Genomic DNA, 20,611 nt, shown 5'->3' with positions numbered 1-20,611 from the left:
GCCCCTCCGTTTCAGGCCGGGTCCAGCGCGAGCAACGGCTGGTCGTACTCGACCGGTCGACCGTCGTCGGCGAGGATCTCGGTCACCCGCCCGGGCCGGTCCACGGTCACCTCGTTCATCAGCTTCATCGCCTCGACGATGCCGACGACCTGGCCCGGGTGGACCCGGTCCCCGACCTCGACGAACGGCGCCGCGCCAGGCTCCGGCGCCCGGTAGAAGGTGCCGACGATCGGCGACCGCACCGAGTGCCGGGGCGGCGCAACGACCGGCGCGGTGGTCGCCGCAGCCTCGGCCGGTGGCCGGACCGGTGGTGGCGGCCCGGCCGGCGGCATGGTCGACCAGGCGCTCTCCACCGGCGGATGCCACTGCACCTCCAGCACCGCGTCGCCGCTGCGCAGCAGGACTCGCCGCACCGGCCCGTCCAGGTCGGCGACGAGAGCACGCGCCTGCCGGCACAACCCGGCCACCACGTCGGGTGCCGGATGAACCACGGCGTCGTCGACCGCTTCCCGAACGCCAACCTGGACCGCGTCCGACTCGTCTCCTACCCCCGGGTGGCCGGCCGTCGGCGTCCCGCACTCTTGCGGACCGCCAGGCCGGACCGCACCGGCGGTGCCGGACGCCATCGTCCCGGTGTCGGCCGACCCCCCGGTGTCGGCCGGCCGGCTGGCGGCGGACGCACCGCCCGGGTCGCCATTCGTCGCCGGCGCCCTGGCCGGCACCGCCCCGGCGGTCACCGGGCGCCCGCCCGAACGCCGAGACGGGCGGCCCCGTAGCGACGGAAGCGGTTCCGGCGTTGCCGGACCAGGGTCCCGGTGGGCAGGTCAAGCAGCGGTATCAGGTGCGCCAGCACCGCCTCCCGCAGCGCCCGCACAGCCTCCGCCGGATCGTGGTGCGCGGCCGGGGTCGGCTCGGGCACCAACGCGTCGACGACCCCGAGGCGGTGCAGGTCCACGCTGGTCAGCCGCAACGCGCGAGCCGCCTGCGGGGCCGCGGAGCGGTCCGGCCAGAGGATCGCCGCGCACCCCTCAGGACTGATCACCGAGTAGACGGCGTGTTCCAGCATCAGCACCCGGTCGGCGACCGCGAGGGCGAGGGCACCGCCGCTGCCACCCTCGCCGGTGATGACCGCGACCACGGGTGTGGGGAGCGTGGCCAGGGCGAGAATGTTCTCCGCGATCGCCGCCGCCTGGCCGTGCTCCTCCGCGTCCACCGCCGGGTCGGCGCCCGGCGTGTCGACGAGCGTGACCACGGGCAGGCCCCACCGCGCCGCGAGCCTCATCAGACGCAGCGCCTTGCGGTGCCCGGCCGGGCTGGCCATCCCGAAGTTGCGGGCCATCAGCTCGGCCGTGGTGTGCCCCTTCTGATGCCCGATCACCATGACCGGCCGGCCGCCCAGCTCGGCGAGACCACCGACGACCGCCGCGCAGTCCCCGCCGAGCCGGTCGCCGTGCAGTTCGACGAAGCCGTCGAACGCCGACTCCAGGTAGTCAAGGGAGGTTGGCCGACCCGGGTGCCGGGCCAGCCGGACCGTGTCCCAGGCGTCCCGTGCACCGCCTCGGGGCAGACCGGTGCCACCGGCCGCCCCGACATCCGCCGACGGCTGCGCCGGCCGGGGCCCTCCGGAACGCCGCCCGGCTACGGCGAGCAGCGCCGCGAGCCGGCCCCGCAACGCGTGCCGCGGCACCACCATGTCCACCTGGCCGTGCCGCAGCAGGAACTCGGCGGTTTGGAAGCCGTCGGGCAGGTCCCGTCCGGTGACCTGGCGGATCACCCGGGGTCCGGCGAAGCCCATCCGGGCGCCGCTCTCGGCGAGCACCACGTCGGTGTTGGTGGCGAAAGACGCGGCCACGCCACCGTAGGTCGGGTCGGTCAGGATGCTGACGCTCGGCACGCCGGCTCCGCGCAGGGCGGCGATCGCCTGGCTGACCGTGGCCATCTGCATCAGCGACAGGACGCCCTCCTGCATCCGTGCGCCGCCGGAGGCGGTGACCAGGACCAGGGGAACCCGTTCGGCGAGCGCCCGCTCGGCGGTGCGGGTAATCAGTTCCCCGACCGCGCAGCCCAGGCTGCCACCGAGGAACCGGAAGTCCATCACCGCCAGGGCGCAGGTATGCCCGGCGATCCTGGCGGTGCCACAGATGACGGCCTCGGCCAGGCCGGTGTCGCCCCGCGCCGCGGCGAGGCGGTGCGGGTACGGCAGCACATCGACGAAGCCGATCGGGTCCACTTCGGCGGCTCGGTCCGGCAGGGCGGCGAACGACCCGGGGTCGACCAGCTGGGCCAGCCGCGCGGGCGCGTCGAGCCGGGCGTGCGTGCCGCACTCCGGGCAGACGTCAAGGTTGCGGCGCAGCCGCTTGCGGTACAGCAGGGTGGCGCAGCCGGCGCAGCGGGTCCAGAGCTGCTCGTCCCGGGGAGCCGTGGCGGTCATGACCCCGCCCCGGGGGCGTCGAACCGGTAGAAGCAGCGCGCCATCGCGTCGCGGGGCTCCCGCCAGGTCGGCAGATACGGCGACACGTACGGACGCAGCCGCGCGCTGACCCGGGCGAACTCCGGGTGCCCACGAGCCGCCGCCACCGCGCTCTCCCCCGGCAGCTCGGTCTCCAACAGGTGTACGTACAGGTCGTGCAGCCGGTAGAGCGACCGGTGCCGGACCCCGGCGAGATGGGGCAGCTCGGTCGCGTCAGAGTCGGCGAAGATCTCCGCGACGCGCACCTCGGCGCTCGGATCGACCTTCGCGACGATCAACGAACGATCCATGAATCGGGCCTCCCCCCACGGCGTCGGGTACCGGTTACGCCGGACACCACCCGCGCCGGACGACTGGTGAACACCATGTCCGCACCGGCGTCACCGCCGCGTCACCAGCCAGAACCAAACCCGACGGTTCGGTGACGTTGCGTTGACGCTTGCTGTGCATCCGCTGTGGAGCCGATCCGCGACGAACCAGAATATTGGCAGTTCAGAACGGGTTTCGTGGCTGTCGACATCCCGATCCAGACATTGACTCAGAGTGAACACGATTGTTAATCTTCACCACGGTCAGCTCGGCGACCGTGCGCGCGACGTAGCGCGCAGACCCGCCAGCGGGTTCACGGGCGGGCGCGCCGGGACACCAGTCGATGGCTCTCCAACGAGCGTTTCCGCAGGGGGTGCAGCCGTGGCCGTTGAGCCGTCCAGGCCGACCACCGGGGACCGCACCGGCAGCCCGATCCGGCTGCACCTGCTGGGCGGGTTCCGGCTGCTACACGGCGACACCCCGGTGGTGGTGCCACGCGGCCTGCAACGCGTCCTGGCGCTGGTCGCCCTACGCCCCGGAGCCACCCGCAGCCACCTCGCCGGGCTGCTGTGGCCGGACACGCCCGAAGAGCGCGCACTGTCCTCGCTGCGCACGGCCCTCTGGCGGCTGCGGCAGGACCCCTGCTGCCCGCTGAGCACCAACAGCGACACGGTACGACTCGGCTCGGCGGTCCGGATCGACGTCGACGCGCTTGTCGGGACCGCCGCCCGGGTTCGCGACGGCGACCCGTGCAGCACCGCCGCCCTCGCCGCCGGACGCCACGACCTGCTCCCCGGTTGGTACGACGACTGGGTGCTGGCCGAGCGGGAGCGGCTACGGCAGCTGCGCCTGCACATGCTCGAAGGGCTGGCCAACCGCTACCTGGCGACCGGCCGGCACGGCGAGGCGCTCGAAGCGGCGCTGGAGGCGATGGCCGCCGAGCCGCTGCGTGAGACCCCCCACCGTCTGGTCGTGCGCATCCACCTCGCCGAGGGCAACGCGTTCGAGGCGATGCACGCGTTCTACGTCTACCGGGACCTGCTGCGACGGGAACTTCGGCTGGAACCGTCCACCGCGATGACCGCCCTGCTCCACGAGACGCTCGGACCGATCCGGCAGGCCAGCCGGGACACCGTGACACGCCGCCCCCCAGCCGAACGGGCCGCCGGCCACACCCACTGACGTGCGTCACCACCACCAGGACGTGCGTGACGGGCAGGTGACAGCCGCACAGCCAGCGTGGAGCGCACCCACAGGGCCCGGCCCCAGCGGCCCGGGCGCCACCGGCGGAAGGAGTCGCATGAGCCGTCTACTGATCGTCAGCAGAATCATCCCGGGCGCGGAGGGACGGGTGGCGCAGATCTTCACCGAGTCCGACGCCACCGAGTTGCCAAGCCTCACCGGGGTGACGCACCGCTCCCTGTACTGCCTGCACGACCTGTGCGTCCACCTGATGGAGACCGCGGACGTCGACCCGGACACCCTCGCCACCGCCCGGAACCACCCGCTCTACCGACAGGTCAACGAACGACTGTCCGCGCACACCACCCCGTACCTGCCAACCTGGCGCTCGCCCCGCGACGCGATCGCCGGCTGTTTCTACCGCTGGGACGCCGCTGACGCCGCCGCGCCCTACCCGGCCGGTTGAGGGGGCTGCGATCATGTCCCGCAACGGACCACACGTGCTGGTGATCGGCGCCGGCACCGGCGGGCTCTGCCTGGCCCAGGGGCTTCGCCGGGCAGGAATCAGCGTGGCCGTCTACGAGCGGTACCGGACCCGCGGTGAAGGCCTGCTGGGCTACCGGGTCGGCATCGGGCCGACCGGCAGTCGGGCGCTGCGCGAGTGCCTTCCCCCGGAGCTGTTCCGCACCTATCTGGCCACCTGTGCCCGTTCTCCGCGCTACTTCAACGTCATCACGCAGCGGATGCGGCAGACCGCCTCCTTCCCGCTGCGGCCGGACACCGACCCGGTCAACACCGAACGGTCCGTCGCCCGGATGACACTGCGCCAGGTCCTGCTCACCGGCTTGGAGGACGTGGTGCACTTCGACCGGACCCTCACCAGGTACGAACAACGCGACGACGGCACCGTCACCGCGCACTTCGCCGACGGCAGCAGCGCCAGCGGTGACCTGCTGGTGGCCGCCGACGGCACCGGATCGGCGGTCCGCCGGCAGTACCTGCCGCACGCCGTCACCCGGGACGCGGGAACCATCAACATCGCCACCCGGATCCCCCTGACCGACGAGGTCCGGGCGCTGCTGCCCGAACGTGTCGAGCAAGGCATCTCCCTCATCTTCGGCACCGGCGGCATGATGGGCGTCCTGCACGTCATGGAGTTCCCGTGGGACCGCTCCGGCGCGCTCAAGCCAGGCCTCGACCCGGCTGACGTGGCACTGCTCGAAGGCTGGCCGGGACGGACCCACGACAGCACCCGGGACAACGTGAATCTGGTCGTCTGGAGCACCGCCCGGCGGTTCCCGTCGGACGTCCTGACGCGCCGGGGCGAGGAGCTGGTCCGGGTCGCCCTGGACCTCACCCGCAACTGGCACCCGCAGCTGCGGGAGCTGCTGGCCCGCGCCGACCCCGACAGCGCCCTGCCGATCAGGGTGGCAACCAGCGAGCCGGTGCCACCGTGGAAAAGCAGTACCGTCACCCTGCTCGGCGACGCCATCCACACCATGACACCCGGCCGTGGCGTCGGCGCGATCACCGCCCTGCGCGATGCCGCGCTGCTCTGCCGGCAGCTGCGTCTCGCGGCTGCCGGGCAGAAGGCTCTGGTGGAGGCGGTCGCCGACTACGAGTCGGCGATGGTGCCGTACGGATTCGCCCGGGTGGCCGACTCGTTGAACCGTAGCGGCACCAGCGGCGACGACCGGATGTACCGGCCGGTCGTGGGCCGACTGGCGCTGCTCGGAGCCCGGGGCTACTTCGGCGTCACCAGCCGGGTACCGAGGTTGGCCCGCCGGTTCGTCGAGGATTTCTACACCTATCGCGGCGAAGAGGAGTAACCGTCCGGCGCGGACCTCGGTGGACAGCCCCGGGGTCCGTCCGCGGGCGTACGCGGCGATCCGGCGACCGTCCGTCGCCCCGCCGGCACCCCGGGTACATCCCACCCCACCCGCGGAGCCAGCCGCCGGATCCGTGCTGTCGTACCGGCCGACGCGTGTGGCAAGCTGCGGCGAGTCTTTCTCGACTGTCTCGCGTAATCAACAGGGAGATCTGCCGTGGCGTGGACGGACTGGCTGATACTTGTCGTGGCTCTGCTGGTGGGCATCGCCGCCGGGTGGGCGATCCGCCGGCGACGGAACGCCGCGCCGACCGCAACCACAGTGGATGGCGCGCGGGCCACCGTGCCGGCGGCCGGCGGGCACGAACCCGCCCCCGCCACCACCGAGACCGGACGTCCGGAGGCGACCGTCGTCCCCGCACCCGCCACGGTCGCCGATCGGGCCGTCGCCGGGACGCCGCATGGCCACACGGACGACGACGGGCCGACCCCGGTCACCGCCGCGTCCACGGAGCCGGTCGACCCCGTCGACGTGGCGCCGGTGCTCGACCGGGTCACGCCGACCACCGGAGTGGTCGCCGACGCGGACGTCAAGGTCGGCGCCCCGCGCCCGGCACCCGACACCGGGACCAGCGACGACGGCGACCCGATCCGCCGGGAGGCAGAGGTGCCGGCCACCGAGGCGGGGACGCCGATCGCTGAGGCGGCCGGCTCCGAGCAGACCCGGGGACCGGTCGGGGCCGAGCCCGAGCCGGCGGCGACACCCGAGCGCACCGTGTCCGAACCAGCGGTTACCGAACCAGCGGGTACCGAACCAGCGGGTACCGAACCAGCAGCCGCCGAGCCCGCCGCTACCGAGCCCGCCGCTACCGAGCCGGCAGCCACCGAGCCGGTGGCGGTGCCGGCGCCTCGCAGGCCGGTCGTCATCCCGCCGGGGCGGTCGACGTCCGACGCGGGGGTCGGCGACGACTTCCGCCGAATCCAGGGCATCGGGCCGAAGATGGCGGCGGCGTTGCACGCGGCCGGCATCCGGACCTACCGGCAGCTCGCCGAGTTGGACGAGTCGTCGCTGCGGGGCACGATCCGTGCCGCCGGCCTACGGGCCGCGCCGGGCCTGGCGACCTGGCCGCAGCAGGCCCAGGTCCTGGCGGACAACCAGCCGGCGGCGACGGTCCTCCCCGCCGACGGGAAAGCCTGACCGACGCCGATGCCCGGCGACCCCGCGAAGGGCGCCGCCGGGCATTCCTTCAGCCACCCACACATGCCCACGCTGGAACAGTTCCTCCGCAGGCGGCCTGTCGCCGGCAACGGCCACCCGACCATCACAGCGGCGGGCCGACCACCAGGCGTTCGGGAAGCGCGATCTGGCCGGCAACGAGCGCCGGCTCGGGCTTGTGCTCTCGCCGGACGCCGCACCGGTTCCGCGGCTGATCGGGCAAGCACCGACGTGGCGGGTCCGCCGGAGGGCGGGGCTGGCCCGGGCTACCCGCGCAGGTAGGTGAGCACGGCGGAGACGCGACGGTCGTGGTTGGGGTCGAGGGGTAGCTTGGCGAAGATGCCACCGATGTGCTTGCGTACGGCGGCCTCGCTGACAAAGAGTCGGGCGGCGATGGATTGATTGGTGTGGCCCTCGGCCATGAGGGCGAGCACCTTCCGTTCGCGGTCGGTCAGGGTCGCGAGCGGTCCGTCGTCGCGGCGGCGGGCGAGCAGGTGACGGACCACCTCGGGATCGATCACGGTACCGCCCTCAGCGACCCGGTTGAGGCTCTCGAAGAACGCCCTGAGGTGGCCGACCCGGTCCTTGAGCAGGTAGCCGATCCCGCCACCGCCGGTGGCCTCGAGGAGTTGCGCGACGTAGGCGTCGGCAATGTAGGCCGACAGCAGCAGGATGCCCAGGCGAGGATGGTCGGCGCGGATCGCCGCGGCGGCGCGCAGTCCTTCGTCGGTGTGGGTGGGCGGCATGCGGATGTCGGTGATGATGACGTCAGGCGCGGTCCCGTCAACGTACGCCCGCAGCGCCGACGCGTCGTTGACCGCGGCGACGACGTGGTGGCCAGCTCGTTCCAGAATGCCGACGAGGCCCTCCCGCAGCAGCGCTGCGTCCTCGGCGAGGACGATCCTCAGGCCTCCGGCTGGTTGATCGGACACTGCATTCTCACCTCCGTCGGACCGCCGGCGGGGCTGGCCACCGTCACCGTGCCGTCGAACGCGGCAAGCCGGGCCGCCAGCCCCGCCAGCCCGGTGCCCCGAGCCGGATCCGCGCCGCCGACGCCGTCGTCGACGACGGTGACGATCAGGTCGTCCCGGTGCAGCCAGCCGTGCACCGCCGCCGAGCGCGCCCCGGAGTGGCGGGCGATGTTGGTCAGCGCCTCGCTGACGAAGAAGTAGGCGGCGGTCTCGACGGGTCCGGATAGTCGCGCAACTTGAAGGTCGACTGCGACCGGCACTGGGGAGGCATCGGCGATCTCGTGCACTGCGGCCGTGAGACCGTGGTCGCTGAGCACCTGGGGATGGATGCCGCGTACGGTTGCGCGCAGCTCGCCCAACGCCGTCTCGGCCTGCCGCTGCGCCTCACGCAGCAGCACCGCGCCTGGACCGTCGGAGACCTCGAGTTCGGCGCTGCCCAGGGTCATGGTGAGCGCGACGAGGCGCTGCTGCACGCCGTCGTGCAGATCGCGCTCGATGCGACGGCGTTCGACCTCGAATGCGTCGACAAGCCCGCGGCGTGAACGGCGCAAATCGGCCACGGCCGCGGTCAGGTGGGCGTCGGGTGCGGCGAGCAGCACCCGGACCAGGGCCGCCTGTCCGCATGCGACCCAGGTCACGACGTACGCGACGGCGACGAGACCCAAGACGCCGACCGCGACGGCGAGGTAGGCTTCGCCCCGGGTCTCGATACGCCACCCGGTCACCTCGACGCGCTCATACCTGACCAACCAGGGCGAGAGCAGGAGCAGCGCCGGAATCGACAGCAGGAGCAGCACGACTGCGTCGACCACCCACAGTACGGTGGCGAGCAGCGCGGCGTGGCCGATCTCAGGCCAGCGGCCGGACGGGCCGCCCGCCGGCGCGGGAAACACGAGCCGCAGCCGCTGCCGCTCCAGTCGCGCGATGGTCCCGGTGAGTCTGGGCACGCCGGCCAGAATGACGAAGCCCGCCACGATCACCGTGGTCAGCACGCCGAGGCTCACGAGGCTGGTCAGCACCACGAGCGCGCCGATCCCGAGCGGGACGGTCGAGGCAAGGTAGCCGAGTGACCGCCACGGCCACGGCGAGGCCAGGAAGCGGTCCGGCCGCCCGCCGACCGCGCTCCAGGCATCCGGGCTCGAGATCATCTTTCGACTGTACGGTAACGGCGGCCGTCTCGAGGTAGCGCCCGCGCTACCTCGTCGGGGCGTGCGGGCCACTGCGCCGGCCGCCGGTCGCGGGTGACATGGAGGCCATGCCAACCAACACCATCGCGATCGCCCTCGACGGGGTGACCCGAACCTACCGCTCCCGCGCCGGCCAGGTCCCGGCGCTGCGCGGCGTCACCCACCTGTTCCACCGCGGCACGTTCACCGCCATCATGGGGCCCTCCGGGTCCGGCAAGTCGACCCTGCTGCAGGTAGCCGCCGGCCTCGACCGCCCGTCGCGGGGTCACGTCACGATCGGCGAGACCGATCTCGGCCAGCTCGACGAAACGGCGCTGACCCGTTTCCGCCGCACGGCCATGGCCTTCGTGTTCCAGTCGTACAACCTGCTGGACGCGCTCACGGCGTACGACAACGTGGCTCTGCCGGCGCGGCTCGCCGGGCTACCGATCGACAGGTCGGTTGTTGTCGACTCATTGGATCGGGTGGGGGTGCTCGACCTGGCCCACCGCAGGCCACCGGAGCTGTCCGGGGGTCAACAGCAGCGGGTGGCGATCGCCCGCGCCTTCTACGGCCGACCGGACGTCCTGTTCGCCGACGAGCCCACCGGCGCGCTGGACCGCGGTACGGGCCGGGCCGTCCTGGACCTGCTGCGCGAGGTGGCCGACGGCGGGCAGACCGTGGTGATGGTCACCCATGACCCGCTCGCCGCGTCGTACGCCGACGAGGTGCTGTTCATGGCCGACGGACAGCTCGTGGGCCGTCTGCAGGGTGCCGACGCCACGCAGGTCGCCCAGCGGATGAACGACCTCGAGCAGTCGGCGGAGCTGGATGGGGTACGGCGATGAGCGCCGGCTTCCTCAGCCGTCAGACCGTCCGGACCACCTGGCCCGCCTATCTGGGGGCCTTCGTCGCGCTGGCCGTTGGCATCGTCCTGATCGGTGTCACCGTGACCCTGATCGCCGCGGTCGACGCGACCCTGGCCCGTGGGGTGACACCGGAACAACGCCGGCAACTGGATGACCTGACCTCGATGTTCGGCATCATGTCGGCCGTCTCGCTTTTTCTCGCGCTCTTCGTGGTCGGCAGCACCTTCGGCTTCGCGGTCGTCACCCGCCGCCGCGCGATCGGCCTGCTCCGCCTCGTCGGGGCCACGCCCCGGCAGATCCGCCGGCTGATCCTCGGCGAGTCGACGGTCGTGGCCGTCACCGCGACCGTCGTCGGCTGCGGGCTGACCACCCTCGTCACCCCGGCGGCGCTGCGGCTCGTGCGTACGTTCGGGATCACCGACTTGCGCCTCACCGCCCCCTCCCCCTTGACCGCGTGGCTCGTGTCTGGTGGCTTCGGCATGGCTGTCGCGTTGCTGGGCGCGTGGCGCTCGTCGCGGCGGGCCGCCCGGATCCCGCCCACCGCCGCCTTGCGCGAGGCCGCCCTTGAACGCCGCCGCCTCACGGTCGGCCAAGCGCTGGTCGCCACGCTCAGCCTTGCCGTCGTGGTCGCCGCGGCGGTCCTTGCCACGCGCGTCCCCCCGCTGTTCACGCTGATCCTCGCGGTTCTGTTGCCCGAGGTCATCGTGGTCGGTCTCATGGCGACCGGGCCGCTGGTGATCCCGCGCCTGGCCGGGCTGCTCGCGCGCCCGTTCGTCGACCGCGACGTCGCCGCGCGTCTCGCCCGCGACGAGCTACGCGCCGACAACCGGACGACCTCGGCCGTCGCCGCCCCGGTCGTCGCCATCTCAGCCATCGCCGGATCGATGCTGATCGCACTCAGCTTCGGCGTCGACTGGACGAGCGCCCAAGACCGAGCCCACCTCTCGGCGTCTGTCGTCGTGTCGACCACCGACCCGTCCGCAGCGGCCGCGCTCGCCGTCGACCCGGCGGTGGCCGTGGCCGATGTTCGCCGGTCGATCGAACTTCCGATCGGCCACAACGACCACCAGAACGTCGATGTCATCGATGTCAACGCGGCGATCCAGGCACGCGGCCTCAGCGCCGTGCAGGGCGACCTGGCGGAACTGCACGGACCGACCGCCGCAGTCACGCGGAGCTTCGCGGTCAACGCCGAGACCGGGCTCGGCGCCACCCTCCACGCTCGCATCGACGACCGCCCCGTCGACCTCCGCGTGGTCGCGGTCGTCGCGGACACCCCAGACCTCTACGCCGAGGTGCTGATCCCGGCCGACCTGGTGCCCCACCTCGACTCGGGGCCCGCGACCGTCTTCGTCCGGCCGCATCCCGGCGTCTCCGCCGACGACCTCGCCCACACACTCGTCCAAAGCCTCGCCGGCCCAGACACCGAGGTCCTCACCGCCGGCGACTGGATCGAGCGGGCCGCAGCCACCACCCGACGGGCCAACAACCTCGGCCTGCTCATCCTGCTCGGCCCGGCCGGCCTGTACTCGGCACTGGCCATCGTCAACGTCACCCTGATCGGCGCCGCGCAACGACGCCGGCCGAACCAGCTCGTACGGCTGCTCGGCGCCACCCCGCGCCAGGTCCGCCGCGCGGCGCTGTGGCAGGCCGCCTTGGTCACCGGCGCGGGCCTGGTCCTCGGGACGGTCACCACGGCGTTCCTCGGTTGGCTGGTGTGGCGGGCCACCACCGCCGACCTTGCCGGCACAGGCGTCCCAGTCCCGGTCACGGTCCCCTGGCTGCCGATGCTCGGCACCGCCGGCGTCTGCGTGGCGCTGGCCGCGACCGCCGCCGTGGCCGGCGCCCGGGTCAACCGTCGTTAGCCTCGCCACCCGGCCGCGAGGGCCGCGGTGGTGTCAACCCCCGCGGCCCCGTGGGAGTCCGTGCCCTGGACGGACGCGGGTCCGCGCCGGGAGCGGCCAACCCGTCCCAGCGCGGACCTTGCGTGCCCTACCGGAAGCAGTTGGCGACCGGTGGGATGCTCCCCGCGCAGTTGGTGACCCTGTTGTCCACGATCGTCGTCTCCTCGTCGACCGTGGCCTCGGCCCTGTCCACGAAGAGGCCGCCCGCCGGGCGGGTGGACCCGTTGTCGACGACCGTGCTGCGGTAGACCGCGACCCGGCCCATGGTGACCGAGAGGCCCCCGCCGTTCGACGCCGCCTCGACGGCCCTGTTGTGCCGCACCGTGCTGTCCCGCACCAGCAGGTTCGACTTCTCGGCGTGGATGCCACCGCCGTGGCCGTGGGCGATGTTACCCGCCACCACGCTGTCGTCCAGCGGCACCAGGCCCTGGTGGGCGTGGATGCCACCGCCGTTGCCGGTGGCGGTGTTGTCCCGGATCTCCATGCCGCGCAGGAAGATCAGGGCGTCGGAGTTGGCGATTCCGCCGCCGGTGCGAGCACGGTTGCGGTAGAGCGTCGTGTCGACCGTCCGGGTCCGGGCCGAGAAGCTCGCCAGTCCGCCGCCCTGCTCCGCGGTGTTGTGCGCGAAGGTGCTCGTGTGTACCTCCGCCGCCGCGCGGAAGTTGGCCATTCCGCCGCCGTACGCCACCGCGCTGTTGCCCTTGAAGGTCGATGAGTGAACGGTCAGGACCCCGCCGTTGAGCAGGCCCCCGCCCTTGCCCGCCGCGCCCGTCGCATGGTTGTCGATGAAGGTGCTGTCCCGGACGACCATGTTGCCGTCGTTGAACATGCCGCCACCGCCGCCTTCCTCCGACAGCGAGCTGCTGCGCACCACCGTGACCCGTTCGATCACCGCGGACGCGCCGTGCACCACGTGCAGCGCGCCGCCCTCGGCGGCGGAGCGGCCGTTGACGAGCGTCACGTCGCTCAGGTGGAACTCGCCGCCGTCGCGGACGGTGAGGAACCGGAAGTAGTCCTTGGCGTCGGCGGCCCGCTCGATCGTCGCGCCCCGTCCGTCGACCCGTACCCGGTGGTAGATCGCCGGCAGGCCCGCCTTGTCGTCGGCGGGGTGTAGGTTGACCGTGCCGCCGCCGGGCAGTTCCGGCGCCTCTTCGTCGGCCGCGGGCGCCGGACGGTCGGCGGCCTCCGCACCACCCGCAGGTGCCGGACGGTCGGCGGCCTCCGCACCACCCGCAGGTGCCGGACGGTCGGCGGCCTCCGCACCACCCGCAGGTGCCGGACGGTCGGCGGCCTCCGCACCACCCGCAGGTGCCGGACGGTCGGCGGCCTCCGCACCACCCGCGGCCTCCGCACCACCCGCGGCCTCCGCATTGCCCTGGTTCTCGGCGCTGCCCGGGGTCTCCCGCGCGTCACGGATGCCGCCGCCGTAGATGTCGGGCTGGTGAAACGCGTCGGTGAGGGTGTAAGTGCACTTCGGCGCGAGCCGCAGCGCCCCGCCGCCCTCGGCGTTGACCCGGACCAGTGCGGCGATCAGCCTGGAGGTGTCGCACGGGACGGACACCGCCGCGCGGTCTTGGCCGAGCCGCTTCCCCGTCTCCCGGCCGAGCACGTCGCGGCCCGACTCGTTCAGACCGGGCTTCCCGTGGCCCCGGTCGTTTCGGGTGGCGATCCTGCTCTCGTCGCCGTGCGGCGCCGCGGCGGCGCTGGTCGGGCCGACCAGGCCCGCGGCGCCGGCGACGAGGCTGCCCGCCACCAGGCCGCTGGCGAGAAGTCCTCGGGACCGCCGTCGGGTTCGCGGAGGTCGCCGGATTTCGTGATCTGTGGACATCGAGCTCCTGCCTCTCCCTCGTGCATGACTGGCCGCACCGGTCCGGGCGGCGAGGCACCGACCTCGCGACCGACACCGAACGTCACCGTACGGGGATAAAGGGATCCGAGTGGGGCTCATATAAATGAATCACCCAATCGCCTTCACATTGCCGCTTTCGGCGCGGTACGACGCGTCAACCGCCCACGTGGATGCCGGGGCGTCGGGTCGGATCCGGTTCGCTCTTGCGGAGGATCTCCCGGACCACCGGCGGAGTGTCACCCCTACCGAGGATGAGGTAACGCAGCAGGTGCGCAATCGGACTACCCTCGGACCACTCGAAGTGGGCGTGCGGACGGACGCCGGTCGCGTCCCTCAGCGCCAAGAGGATCGCGGCGATCGCGTTCGGGACCGCCGAGCTGTCGACCCGGAGCACCCGGAACCCGCCCACCTGCACGCCACGGACCCGCAGCACGTCGCTGAACTTCGATGGATCCACCACGTCGATCTCCAGAAGAGGACGTCCCCCTCCCCCGGCACCGGATTCATCCCACGCTGGGCCCGCTCCTTGAGCGTGTACTCCTTGATCGCTCCGTGCGCGGGCTTGTGGGCGATCAGGTGCAACCTGCCGTCATGCGCGATCGACTCCGCGATGAACCGCCGCGCCGGTCGGTCGAACTCGATCCGCTCCGTGCGCAGTTCGGTCGTCCGGGTCACCCGGGAGATCAGCGAGACCACGACGATACCGACGATGAACAGGGCGGAGATCGTGATCCCGTCCGGTTTGGTGACGACGTTCTCGGCGAGCGCGTACAACAGCACAAGGGTGAGCACCGCGAAGCCGATGGCGAGGCGACGCCGCCGGCGACGCGCCGCGGAGATCGCCACGGCGACCGCGGCGGACACCATCATCGCGAGGATGCCGGTGGCGTACGCCCCGGCCTGGGCGTTGACGTCAGCCCGGAAGACGACCGTGATCGCCACGCTGACCAGGGTATAGACGATCACCACGGGACGGACCGCACGCCCCCACTCGGGAGCCATCCCGTATGCCGGCAGGTACCGGGGCACGATGTTGATCAGGCCAGCCATCGCCGAGGCCCCGGCGAACCACAGGATCAGCACGCCGCTGAGGTCGTACACCGTGCCGAAGGCCTCCCCGACGTGCTCGTGGGCCAGGTACGCCAGCGCCCGGCCGGACGCCGACCCCCCGGGTCCGAACTCACCCTCTGGGATGAGCACAGTGGTCACGAAAGTGGTCGTGACCAGGTAGACCGACATGATCACCGCCGCCGCGGTGAGCAGCCGGCGGGTGTTTCGGATCCGGGCGGCGAGTCGGGTCCTGCGGTCCGGACCCGCCCCGGCGACCAGCGGCATCATGCTCACGCCGGTCTCGAAGCCGGAGAGGCCCAGCACCAGCAGCGGGAAGGCCAGCACCGCGGTCAGCGCCACCCCACCCGGGGAGCCGGCCCGGGTCAGCGCGCCGGTCCAGTCGCCGACGGTGTCGGCGTCCGCCACGATCTCGACCAGCGCGACTGCGACGATCACCGCATTGAGGGCGAGGAACACCACGACCAGCGGGATGGCCACCGCCACCGCCTCACGGAAGCCGAGCAGGAAGACCCCGCCGAGGATCAGCAGCAGCACGACGGTGACCCCGACGGCCGCCGCGGTCCCACCCACCCCCGCGGGCAGCAGCGGGTTCTCCAGCAGGTGAACCGTGGCGTCAGCCGACGAGAGCGTGATCGTGATGATCCAGGAAGTGGCGACGAAGCCCAGCAGCACGAGCACGAAGACCTTTCCACGCCAGAACGGCAGCAGGCGTTCCAGCATCGCCACGGAGCCCTGCCCGTGCGGGCTCTCCCCGGCCACCCGCCGGTACATCGGCAGCATTCCGAACAGGGTCAACGCGACGATCAGAAGGGTGGCCAGCGGAGAGAGGACCCCGGCCGCGACCACCGCGATGCCGGGGAGATAGGCCAGCGTCGAGAAGTAGTCCACCCCGGTCAGGCACATCACCTGCCACCAGGGATGGGTCCGCGCCTGCCCCTCCGCGGCCTCCGGACCGACCGGCTGCACACGGTGGCGGAACAACCACCGGCGTAGCCGGCTCGCCGGCACCGAGCTCCGGGAAGGGCTGGCCACCCGCTCCGGCAGGGTAACCTGGCGCCCGCCCGGATCCGGGCGGCGCGGACTCCGGGCCGCCCGAACCGCCCCGGACGGACCGGTGGGCGAACGCCGGCGCCCATGCGACCGGCGCGGCCGCGCCCCGCGTCCGTCACCCATGTTCCGTCACCCTCCCGGTCCGACGGTAGGCCGGCGAACACCCCGGTTCGGGTGGAACGGACGGACCTGGTTCGCCGTCAGGATCCGGCGAGCAGCCGGACGAGCGCCCCGGGGTCGGCCACCGTCACGGTCAGGCCCGGATGTCGTAGCCAACCGCCCGGCAGCAGAGCGGGTACCGGCTCGGCGAACCGTACGCACACGCCGGCAGCCGCGCTGCTGCCGAAGGTGACCCCCGCGTCGGCGAGCGACAGGCGCGGCCCGACCGCTCGCCACCAGCGGTACGGTCCACCGCACTCGACACCGGCCACGTTGCGTCGGCCGGTGTGCAGGCGCCAAGGACCGAACCGCACGGCCAGTTCGTCGTCGTCGACCCGTACCCAGGCGGTCGCCGGCCGGACACCGAGCACCGCCAGCGCCGGACGGAAGTGCCGGTCGAAACGGAACGGGAATCGGTGCGGCACGTCACCCACCGCCCCGGCCGGTGCGGCGCTGTCCGGGTCGGGCCGGACCGGATCGTACGGCGGGACGGGGTCGGGCGGCGGGCCGCCGGGCCGGACAGGTCACGGCTCAGGCATACCCCGGGTGGGCCGGCCGACACCCCCCGGGCCGGGCCGACCCGTTCCCCTGTCGCGACGAACCCGCTTTCCCCGTCGGGACGGGGGTACCCACGTGTCACGCCCGCCTGGGCGCTGCCCACAGCGGCCGCCCACCCCCGTGGGCCGATGGACGTGTCCCCGCGCTCCGCGCCGTGGCGCAGCGCGGGGACCCCCCGTCCCCGGCTACTGCAGGAACGCCCCGAGAGGGGACAGCAGCAGCCGGCCGAGCCGGGCGGCGTTGTCGTCCAGTCGCGCCCGCTCGCACTCGTGGGCGGTCGGGTCGTGCCGGCACCGCCAGATCTTCTGCGCGTTACGCCAGGCGACGTCGCGCGTGTACTCGACCAGTTCCCCCTGGTACCAGTCGTCGATGTCCCCGTTGAGCATGTCGATGAGCAGCTGCCACCGGTCCAGGTACCCACGGCGCAGCCCCGGGATCCGGTCCGCGAAGATATCGTTGATCTTGAGATAGTCGCGGTGCTGGTCGGTGCCGTCCACCGGCTCCGACTCCAGGCTGTCGAATGTCGTCACCAGAGCGAACGGCAGGTCGAAGTTGATGTGCGCGTTGACCCCGGCGGCCGCCGACGGTAGGGGCCGGGCGTCCGGGCCCCGCATCCGCTGGAACAGGCACGACCACGCCCTGGGGCAGCTCGGGCTGGAATCGGTCCACAGCCGCAGCGCGTCGAAGTACCGCGCGGCGAACTCGACGTCCAGCCGGGACAGAAAGACCGGGTCGGCGAACCAGTCGTCGTAGAGGCCGTTCAGCACGCTCTCGGTGATGGTCAGGTAGAGCTTGTTGAAGTCGGCCAGCGGGCAACTCTCCTCCAGCGGAGGAAACCGGACCAGCATGTCCTGCAACTTCGTGAGGTGGTCCACCACTGCCGGCACGTCCGCGGGACGGTCGGCGAGCAGGTCGACGATGTCCCGGTGCACGGGCCCCCAAACCGCTTCGGTCATCTCTCCTCCACCTGTCTCCCGTCACCGTCCCGGCGACGCTGCACAGCCTTGCAGCCGGAGCTGGCCGGCCGGATCAGTAGAACGACGTATGCGTACGCGCGTCACGCGGGGCGGCTGCGTAAGAAGATGGCGCTGGCCTGGACCCGGGTACGCACATGCAGCTTGTCGAAGATGTGCGACACGTGCACGCCGATGGTCCGTTCGCTGATGAACAGGCGCTGGCCGATCTCCTTGTTGGTCAGCCCTTCCGCCACGGCCGCGAGCACCTCCCGCTCCCGGGCCGTGAGCGCGGCCAACTCGTCCCCCTCGGACGACGTGACGCCCGCCGCGGCGGCGCCCCGTTCGTCCAGCGGCACCCGCGCCCGCCCGGCCAGGGTGCGGATCTCCGAGGTCAGCGGCACCGCCCCGAGCCCCTGCGCCGCCTGGTACGCCTGCCGCAGCAGCTTCGCGGCCGTGGCGCTACGGCTGCGCCGGGCAAGCAGCGCCTCGGCCTGGCGCAGCCGCGAGTACGCCGCCGGGTACGGGTGGTTACGCCGGTCCCACTCGAGCACGGACCGGGCCCACAGCTCCGGGGCATTCCCGTCAAGCCGGCCCACCTCGCCCGCGCACAGCGCCAGGAACGCGTCGACCACGCTACGTACCGGACGGGCCGCCGACTCGGTCTTGCGGGCCACCCGGTCGGCGGCCTCCCGCAGCCGCCGTACCGCCGTCTGGTCGACGTCGATCGTGCGGCTGGCGCGCGCCTCGGCCTCGGCCCGCAGACCGTGCCAGATCAACGCGGCGAGGATCACCAAGTCGTCGGAGCGGCTCTCGATGAGGCCGCGCTGCACGGCCTGCCGGGCCAGGTCGTGCCGCCCCTGCCACATCGCCAGGCCGGCTCGCAGGGTGAGCAGCGGGATCACGTGCCGCGCCCCGCCGCCCGCGCACAGGGTGGCCACCGCGTCGAGGTCCCGGTCAGCGGCCTCGATGTCGCCGTACCCGACGGAGAGCCGGCAGCGGGCCAGCAGCAGCTCGACGGCGTCCGCACCGGATGGCCGGTGGCGCAGCGCCGCCGCCACCACCTTCTCCGCCTCGGCCCACTGGCCGACCCGGAACAGCCCGTTGGTGGCGATGGCCAGCAGCCGCGTCTCGTACGTGCGGCCCAGCCCCAACTCCGCGACCCGTTCGGCACCCCGGCGGGCGACCACCACGCCCTCCTCGAGGATGTTCAGCGGGCCGGTGAGCAGTTCGGCGAGGTGCAGGTACGCGCAGGCCACATCCTCCGGCCGGCCGGCCCGCTCGGCGGTCTCCAGCGCCTGGCGCACGACCGCCAAGCCGGCGTCCGGGTCCTCCAGGTACGCCTCGGAAAACCCGAGCGCGGCGCTCGCCAGCACCACCTCCGAGGTGGACCCCTCCACCACCGCGGACAGCTCGAGCGCCTCCCGGGCCCGCCGACCGGCGTCGGCGTACCGGCCCAGGTGCAGCAGCAGCTCGGCGACGTGGGCCGCGGCGGTGGCCCGCTCGCGGGGCGTGCAGTCGACGGCGTCGAGCGCACGCTGGTACTCCGCCTCGGCCAGCGCCGACCGACCGGCGGCGGCGAGGTAACGGGCCCGGCGGATGTGCAGCGCACAGGCGGACCCGCCGGCGTCCGCGGCGGCCAGTTCCTCCAGCAGGGCCAGCGCCCGGGCGTGCTCGCCGCAGTGGTGCGCCGCCTCGGCCGCCCGTTCCAGCAGGGCGATCCGGTCGGCGTCCGGCCCGGCAGCGGGCTCGCCAGCCAGGTGCAGCGCGGCCGTCCAGTGCCGGTGCGCCTCGGCGAACCCGTGCAGCCGCTCCGCCTCCTCGGCCGCCGCCACCGCGGCGGGCAGGGCACGCGCCGGTTCACCGGCGAGCCGCCAGTGGTGTGCCAACCGGGCCTGGTGCAGCTCGGCCGGCGCGGCCGTCAACGCCTCGGCGAACCGCCGGTGCAGGGCGGCCCGCTCCGCGGGCAACAGCTCGTGCTCCAGCACCTCGGCGACCAGCCGATGCCGCAGTCGGTAGCCGTCGTCGGCGCCGACCAGTAGCCGGTGCGCGACCGCCGCCCGGACCGCCTCGATCAGCTCGTCCTCCGGCAGCCGCACCACCTTGGCCAGCAGCCAGTGCTCCACCGGCTCCACCCCGGCGGCAACCGCGTGCACCACGGCGTGTGCGTGCTGAGGCAACGCGTCCACCCGGGCCAGGAAGATCTCGCGCAGCGTGTCGGAGAGCCCGTCGCGGCCGTCCCGCAGGTCGCGGGCCAACTCTTCCACCACGAACGGATTGCCGCCGCTGCGCTGCCACACCTGGTCCGCGGCGTCCGGAGACAGCGGTCCGCCGACGACCGCGGCAGCGAGCTGCTCGGTGCCGGAACGGTCCAACGGAGCCAGGTCGACCACCCGTACCGAGCGGAGCCGACGCAGCTCGGTCAGCACCCGGCGCAGCGGGTGCGCCCCCTGCAACGACTCGGCCCGGACCGCGGCCAGCACCGACAGTTGCAGGTCGCCCAGGCCCGCGAGCAGGTAGAGCAAGAGTTGACGGGTGCTGCGGTCGACCCACTGCAGGTCGTCGAGGACGAGCACCAACGGCCGTCCCTCGGCGATCAGGTGCAGCCCGCGCGACACGCGTTCCAACAACGCCCCGGCGCCGTCCGGGCTGGCGGTCTCCTCGGCGAACATCCCGAGCAGGCCGCGAACCGCCGACGACGTGCGGGCGTGCGAGGCGGTCAGCTCGGCGTCGAAACGGCGCAGCGCCTGCAACAACGGGTGCAGCGGCGAGGCGTCGCCGATGTCCAGGCAGGCACCGGTGAGCACGAGGGCACCCGCGTCACGCAGCCCCGCGCCCACCTCGCGCAACAGCCGGGTCTTGCCCACCCCGCTCTCACCGGTGAGGAAGACCGCCGCGGGTTGCCCCTGGGCGACGGTTCCGAGCAGCGCGGACCGTACCACCTGGACTAGGTCGGCCCGGCCGACGAGCGGTACACCGTCCACATCGCTGGCCATGACACGAAGCCTAGTCACAGGTCGGTGGACCGTTCTACAGGCCTTTCGGCCCTCTCGTAC

15 protein-coding genes and 1 pseudogene are annotated in these 20,611 nt (G+C 72.9%); 6 read left to right on the top strand and 10 right to left on the bottom strand.

Annotated elements, in window-relative coordinates; translation table 11 throughout:
• Positions 1–11 precede the first annotated feature (11 nt).
• From accB to QTQ03_RS05030, 3 genes are read right to left on the bottom strand one after another with little or no spacing between them, the layout of a single operon-like run.
• The gene (accB, locus tag QTQ03_RS05040) at positions 12–737 is read right to left on the bottom strand and encodes an acetyl-CoA carboxylase biotin carboxyl carrier protein (RefSeq protein WP_502889696.1); all 726 of its coding nucleotides are present in this window, start codon (positions 735–737) and stop codon (positions 12–14) included.
• On the bottom strand, positions 734–2,431 hold the full coding sequence (locus tag QTQ03_RS05035; protein WP_289276947.1) for an acetyl-CoA carboxylase carboxyltransferase subunit alpha: 1,698 nt from the start codon (positions 2,429–2,431) through the stop codon (positions 734–736). The genes accB and QTQ03_RS05035 overlap by 4 nt, the downstream gene beginning before the upstream one ends.
• Entirely contained in the window at positions 2,428–2,760 is a 333-nt protein-coding gene (locus QTQ03_RS05030) for a TcmI family type II polyketide cyclase (protein WP_289276946.1), read from the bottom strand. The genes QTQ03_RS05035 and QTQ03_RS05030 overlap by 4 nt, the downstream gene beginning before the upstream one ends.
• Before the next feature lie 400 nt (positions 2,761–3,160).
• Between QTQ03_RS05030 and QTQ03_RS05025 the strand changes: the two genes are divergently transcribed.
• The 4 genes from QTQ03_RS05025 to QTQ03_RS05010 all read left to right on the top strand — a co-directional run bounded on the left by QTQ03_RS05025 (position 3,161) and on the right by QTQ03_RS05010 (position 6,987).
• Entirely contained in the window at positions 3,161–3,961 is an 801-nt protein-coding gene (locus tag QTQ03_RS05025) for an AfsR/SARP family transcriptional regulator (RefSeq protein WP_289276945.1), read from the top strand.
• Between the two features lie 118 nt (positions 3,962–4,079).
• Positions 4,080–4,427 carry a TcmI family type II polyketide cyclase gene (locus tag QTQ03_RS05020; RefSeq protein WP_289276944.1) on the top strand — a complete coding sequence of 116 codons (348 nt, stop codon included), beginning with the start codon at positions 4,080–4,082 and terminating at the stop codon, positions 4,425–4,427.
• A 13-nt stretch (positions 4,428–4,440) separates the two neighbouring features.
• Positions 4,441–5,790, top strand: coding sequence for an FAD-dependent oxidoreductase (locus tag QTQ03_RS05015; protein WP_289276943.1), 1,350 nt, complete (start codon positions 4,441–4,443; stop codon positions 5,788–5,790).
• A gap of 216 nt (positions 5,791–6,006) precedes the next feature.
• Entirely contained in the window at positions 6,007–6,987 is a 981-nt protein-coding gene (locus QTQ03_RS05010; protein ID WP_289276942.1) for a helix-hairpin-helix domain-containing protein, read from the top strand.
• 284 nt (positions 6,988–7,271) lie between these two features.
• On the opposite strand, the gene QTQ03_RS05005 is transcribed toward QTQ03_RS05010, so the two are convergent.
• Together QTQ03_RS05005 and QTQ03_RS05000 are read right to left on the bottom strand one after the other, a co-directional pair.
• The gene (locus QTQ03_RS05005) at positions 7,272–7,937 is read right to left on the bottom strand and encodes a response regulator transcription factor (protein ID WP_289276941.1); all 666 of its coding nucleotides are present in this window, start codon (positions 7,935–7,937) and stop codon (positions 7,272–7,274) included.
• Complete coding sequence (locus tag QTQ03_RS05000) at positions 7,910–9,124, bottom strand: sensor histidine kinase (protein ID WP_289276940.1); 1,215 nt, start codon at positions 9,122–9,124, stop codon at positions 7,910–7,912. The genes QTQ03_RS05005 and QTQ03_RS05000 overlap by 28 nt, the downstream gene beginning before the upstream one ends.
• A gap of 107 nt (positions 9,125–9,231) precedes the next feature.
• On the opposite strand from QTQ03_RS05000, the gene QTQ03_RS04995 reads away from it, so the two are divergent.
• Both QTQ03_RS04995 and QTQ03_RS04990 read left to right on the top strand, forming a co-directional pair.
• Positions 9,232–9,990 carry an ABC transporter ATP-binding protein gene (locus QTQ03_RS04995; RefSeq protein WP_289276939.1) on the top strand — a complete coding sequence of 253 codons (759 nt, stop codon included), beginning with the start codon at positions 9,232–9,234 and terminating at the stop codon, positions 9,988–9,990.
• A complete protein-coding gene (locus QTQ03_RS04990) occupies positions 9,987–11,876 on the top strand; it encodes an ABC transporter permease (protein ID WP_289276938.1) in 1,890 nt (629 codons plus the stop codon). The genes QTQ03_RS04995 and QTQ03_RS04990 overlap by 4 nt, the downstream gene beginning before the upstream one ends.
• 127 nt (positions 11,877–12,003) lie before the next feature.
• Here QTQ03_RS04990 and QTQ03_RS04985 read toward each other — a convergent pair whose 3' ends face one another.
• The 5 genes and pseudogenes from QTQ03_RS04985 to QTQ03_RS04965 form a co-directional block, all read right to left on the bottom strand.
• Positions 12,004–13,524, bottom strand: a complete 1,521-nt coding sequence (locus QTQ03_RS04985) for a right-handed parallel beta-helix repeat-containing protein (protein WP_502889841.1) — start codon at positions 13,522–13,524, stop codon at positions 12,004–12,006.
• A gap of 394 nt (positions 13,525–13,918) precedes the next feature.
• Positions 13,919–16,008, bottom strand: a pseudogene (locus tag QTQ03_RS04980) (APC family permease).
• Positions 16,009–16,085: 77 nt separating this feature from the next.
• Complete coding sequence (locus QTQ03_RS04975; RefSeq protein ID WP_289276936.1) at positions 16,086–16,469, bottom strand: hypothetical protein; 384 nt, start codon at positions 16,467–16,469, stop codon at positions 16,086–16,088.
• A gap of 318 nt (positions 16,470–16,787) precedes the next feature.
• The gene (locus tag QTQ03_RS04970; protein WP_289276935.1) at positions 16,788–17,558 is read right to left on the bottom strand and encodes a DUF5995 family protein; all 771 of its coding nucleotides are present in this window, start codon (positions 17,556–17,558) and stop codon (positions 16,788–16,790) included.
• 101 nt (positions 17,559–17,659) lie between these two features.
• Positions 17,660–20,551, bottom strand: coding sequence for a helix-turn-helix transcriptional regulator (locus QTQ03_RS04965; protein WP_289276934.1), 2,892 nt, complete (start codon positions 20,549–20,551; stop codon positions 17,660–17,662).
• Positions 20,552–20,611 lie beyond the last annotated feature (60 nt).

The sequence above is a fragment of the Micromonospora sp. WMMA1363 genome (genome assembly GCF_030345795.1).
Lineage (GTDB): Bacteria > Actinomycetota > Actinomycetes > Mycobacteriales > Micromonosporaceae > Micromonospora.
This window is presented reverse-complemented; position numbering and strand designations above follow the sequence as displayed.

Coding starts and splice junctions, on each gene's coding strand:
- QTQ03_RS05035 (WP_289276947.1), bottom strand. CDS start 2,431: ATGACCGCCACGGCTCCCCGGGACGAGCAGCTCTGGACCCGCTGCGCC.
- QTQ03_RS04990 (WP_289276938.1), top strand. CDS start 9,987: ATGAGCGCCGGCTTCCTCAGCCGTCAGACCGTCCGGACCACCTGGCCC.
- QTQ03_RS04995 (WP_289276939.1), top strand. CDS start 9,232: ATGCCAACCAACACCATCGCGATCGCCCTCGACGGGGTGACCCGAACC.
- QTQ03_RS04965 (WP_289276934.1), bottom strand. CDS start 20,551: ATGGCCAGCGATGTGGACGGTGTACCGCTCGTCGGCCGGGCCGACCTA.
- QTQ03_RS05015 (WP_289276943.1), top strand. CDS start 4,441: ATGTCCCGCAACGGACCACACGTGCTGGTGATCGGCGCCGGCACCGGC.
- QTQ03_RS04970 (WP_289276935.1), bottom strand. CDS start 17,558: ATGACCGAAGCGGTTTGGGGGCCCGTGCACCGGGACATCGTCGACCTG.
- QTQ03_RS05020 (WP_289276944.1), top strand. CDS start 4,080: ATGAGCCGTCTACTGATCGTCAGCAGAATCATCCCGGGCGCGGAGGGA.
- QTQ03_RS05000 (WP_289276940.1), bottom strand. CDS start 9,124: ATGATCTCGAGCCCGGATGCCTGGAGCGCGGTCGGCGGGCGGCCGGAC.
- QTQ03_RS05030 (WP_289276946.1), bottom strand. CDS start 2,760: ATGGATCGTTCGTTGATCGTCGCGAAGGTCGATCCGAGCGCCGAGGTG.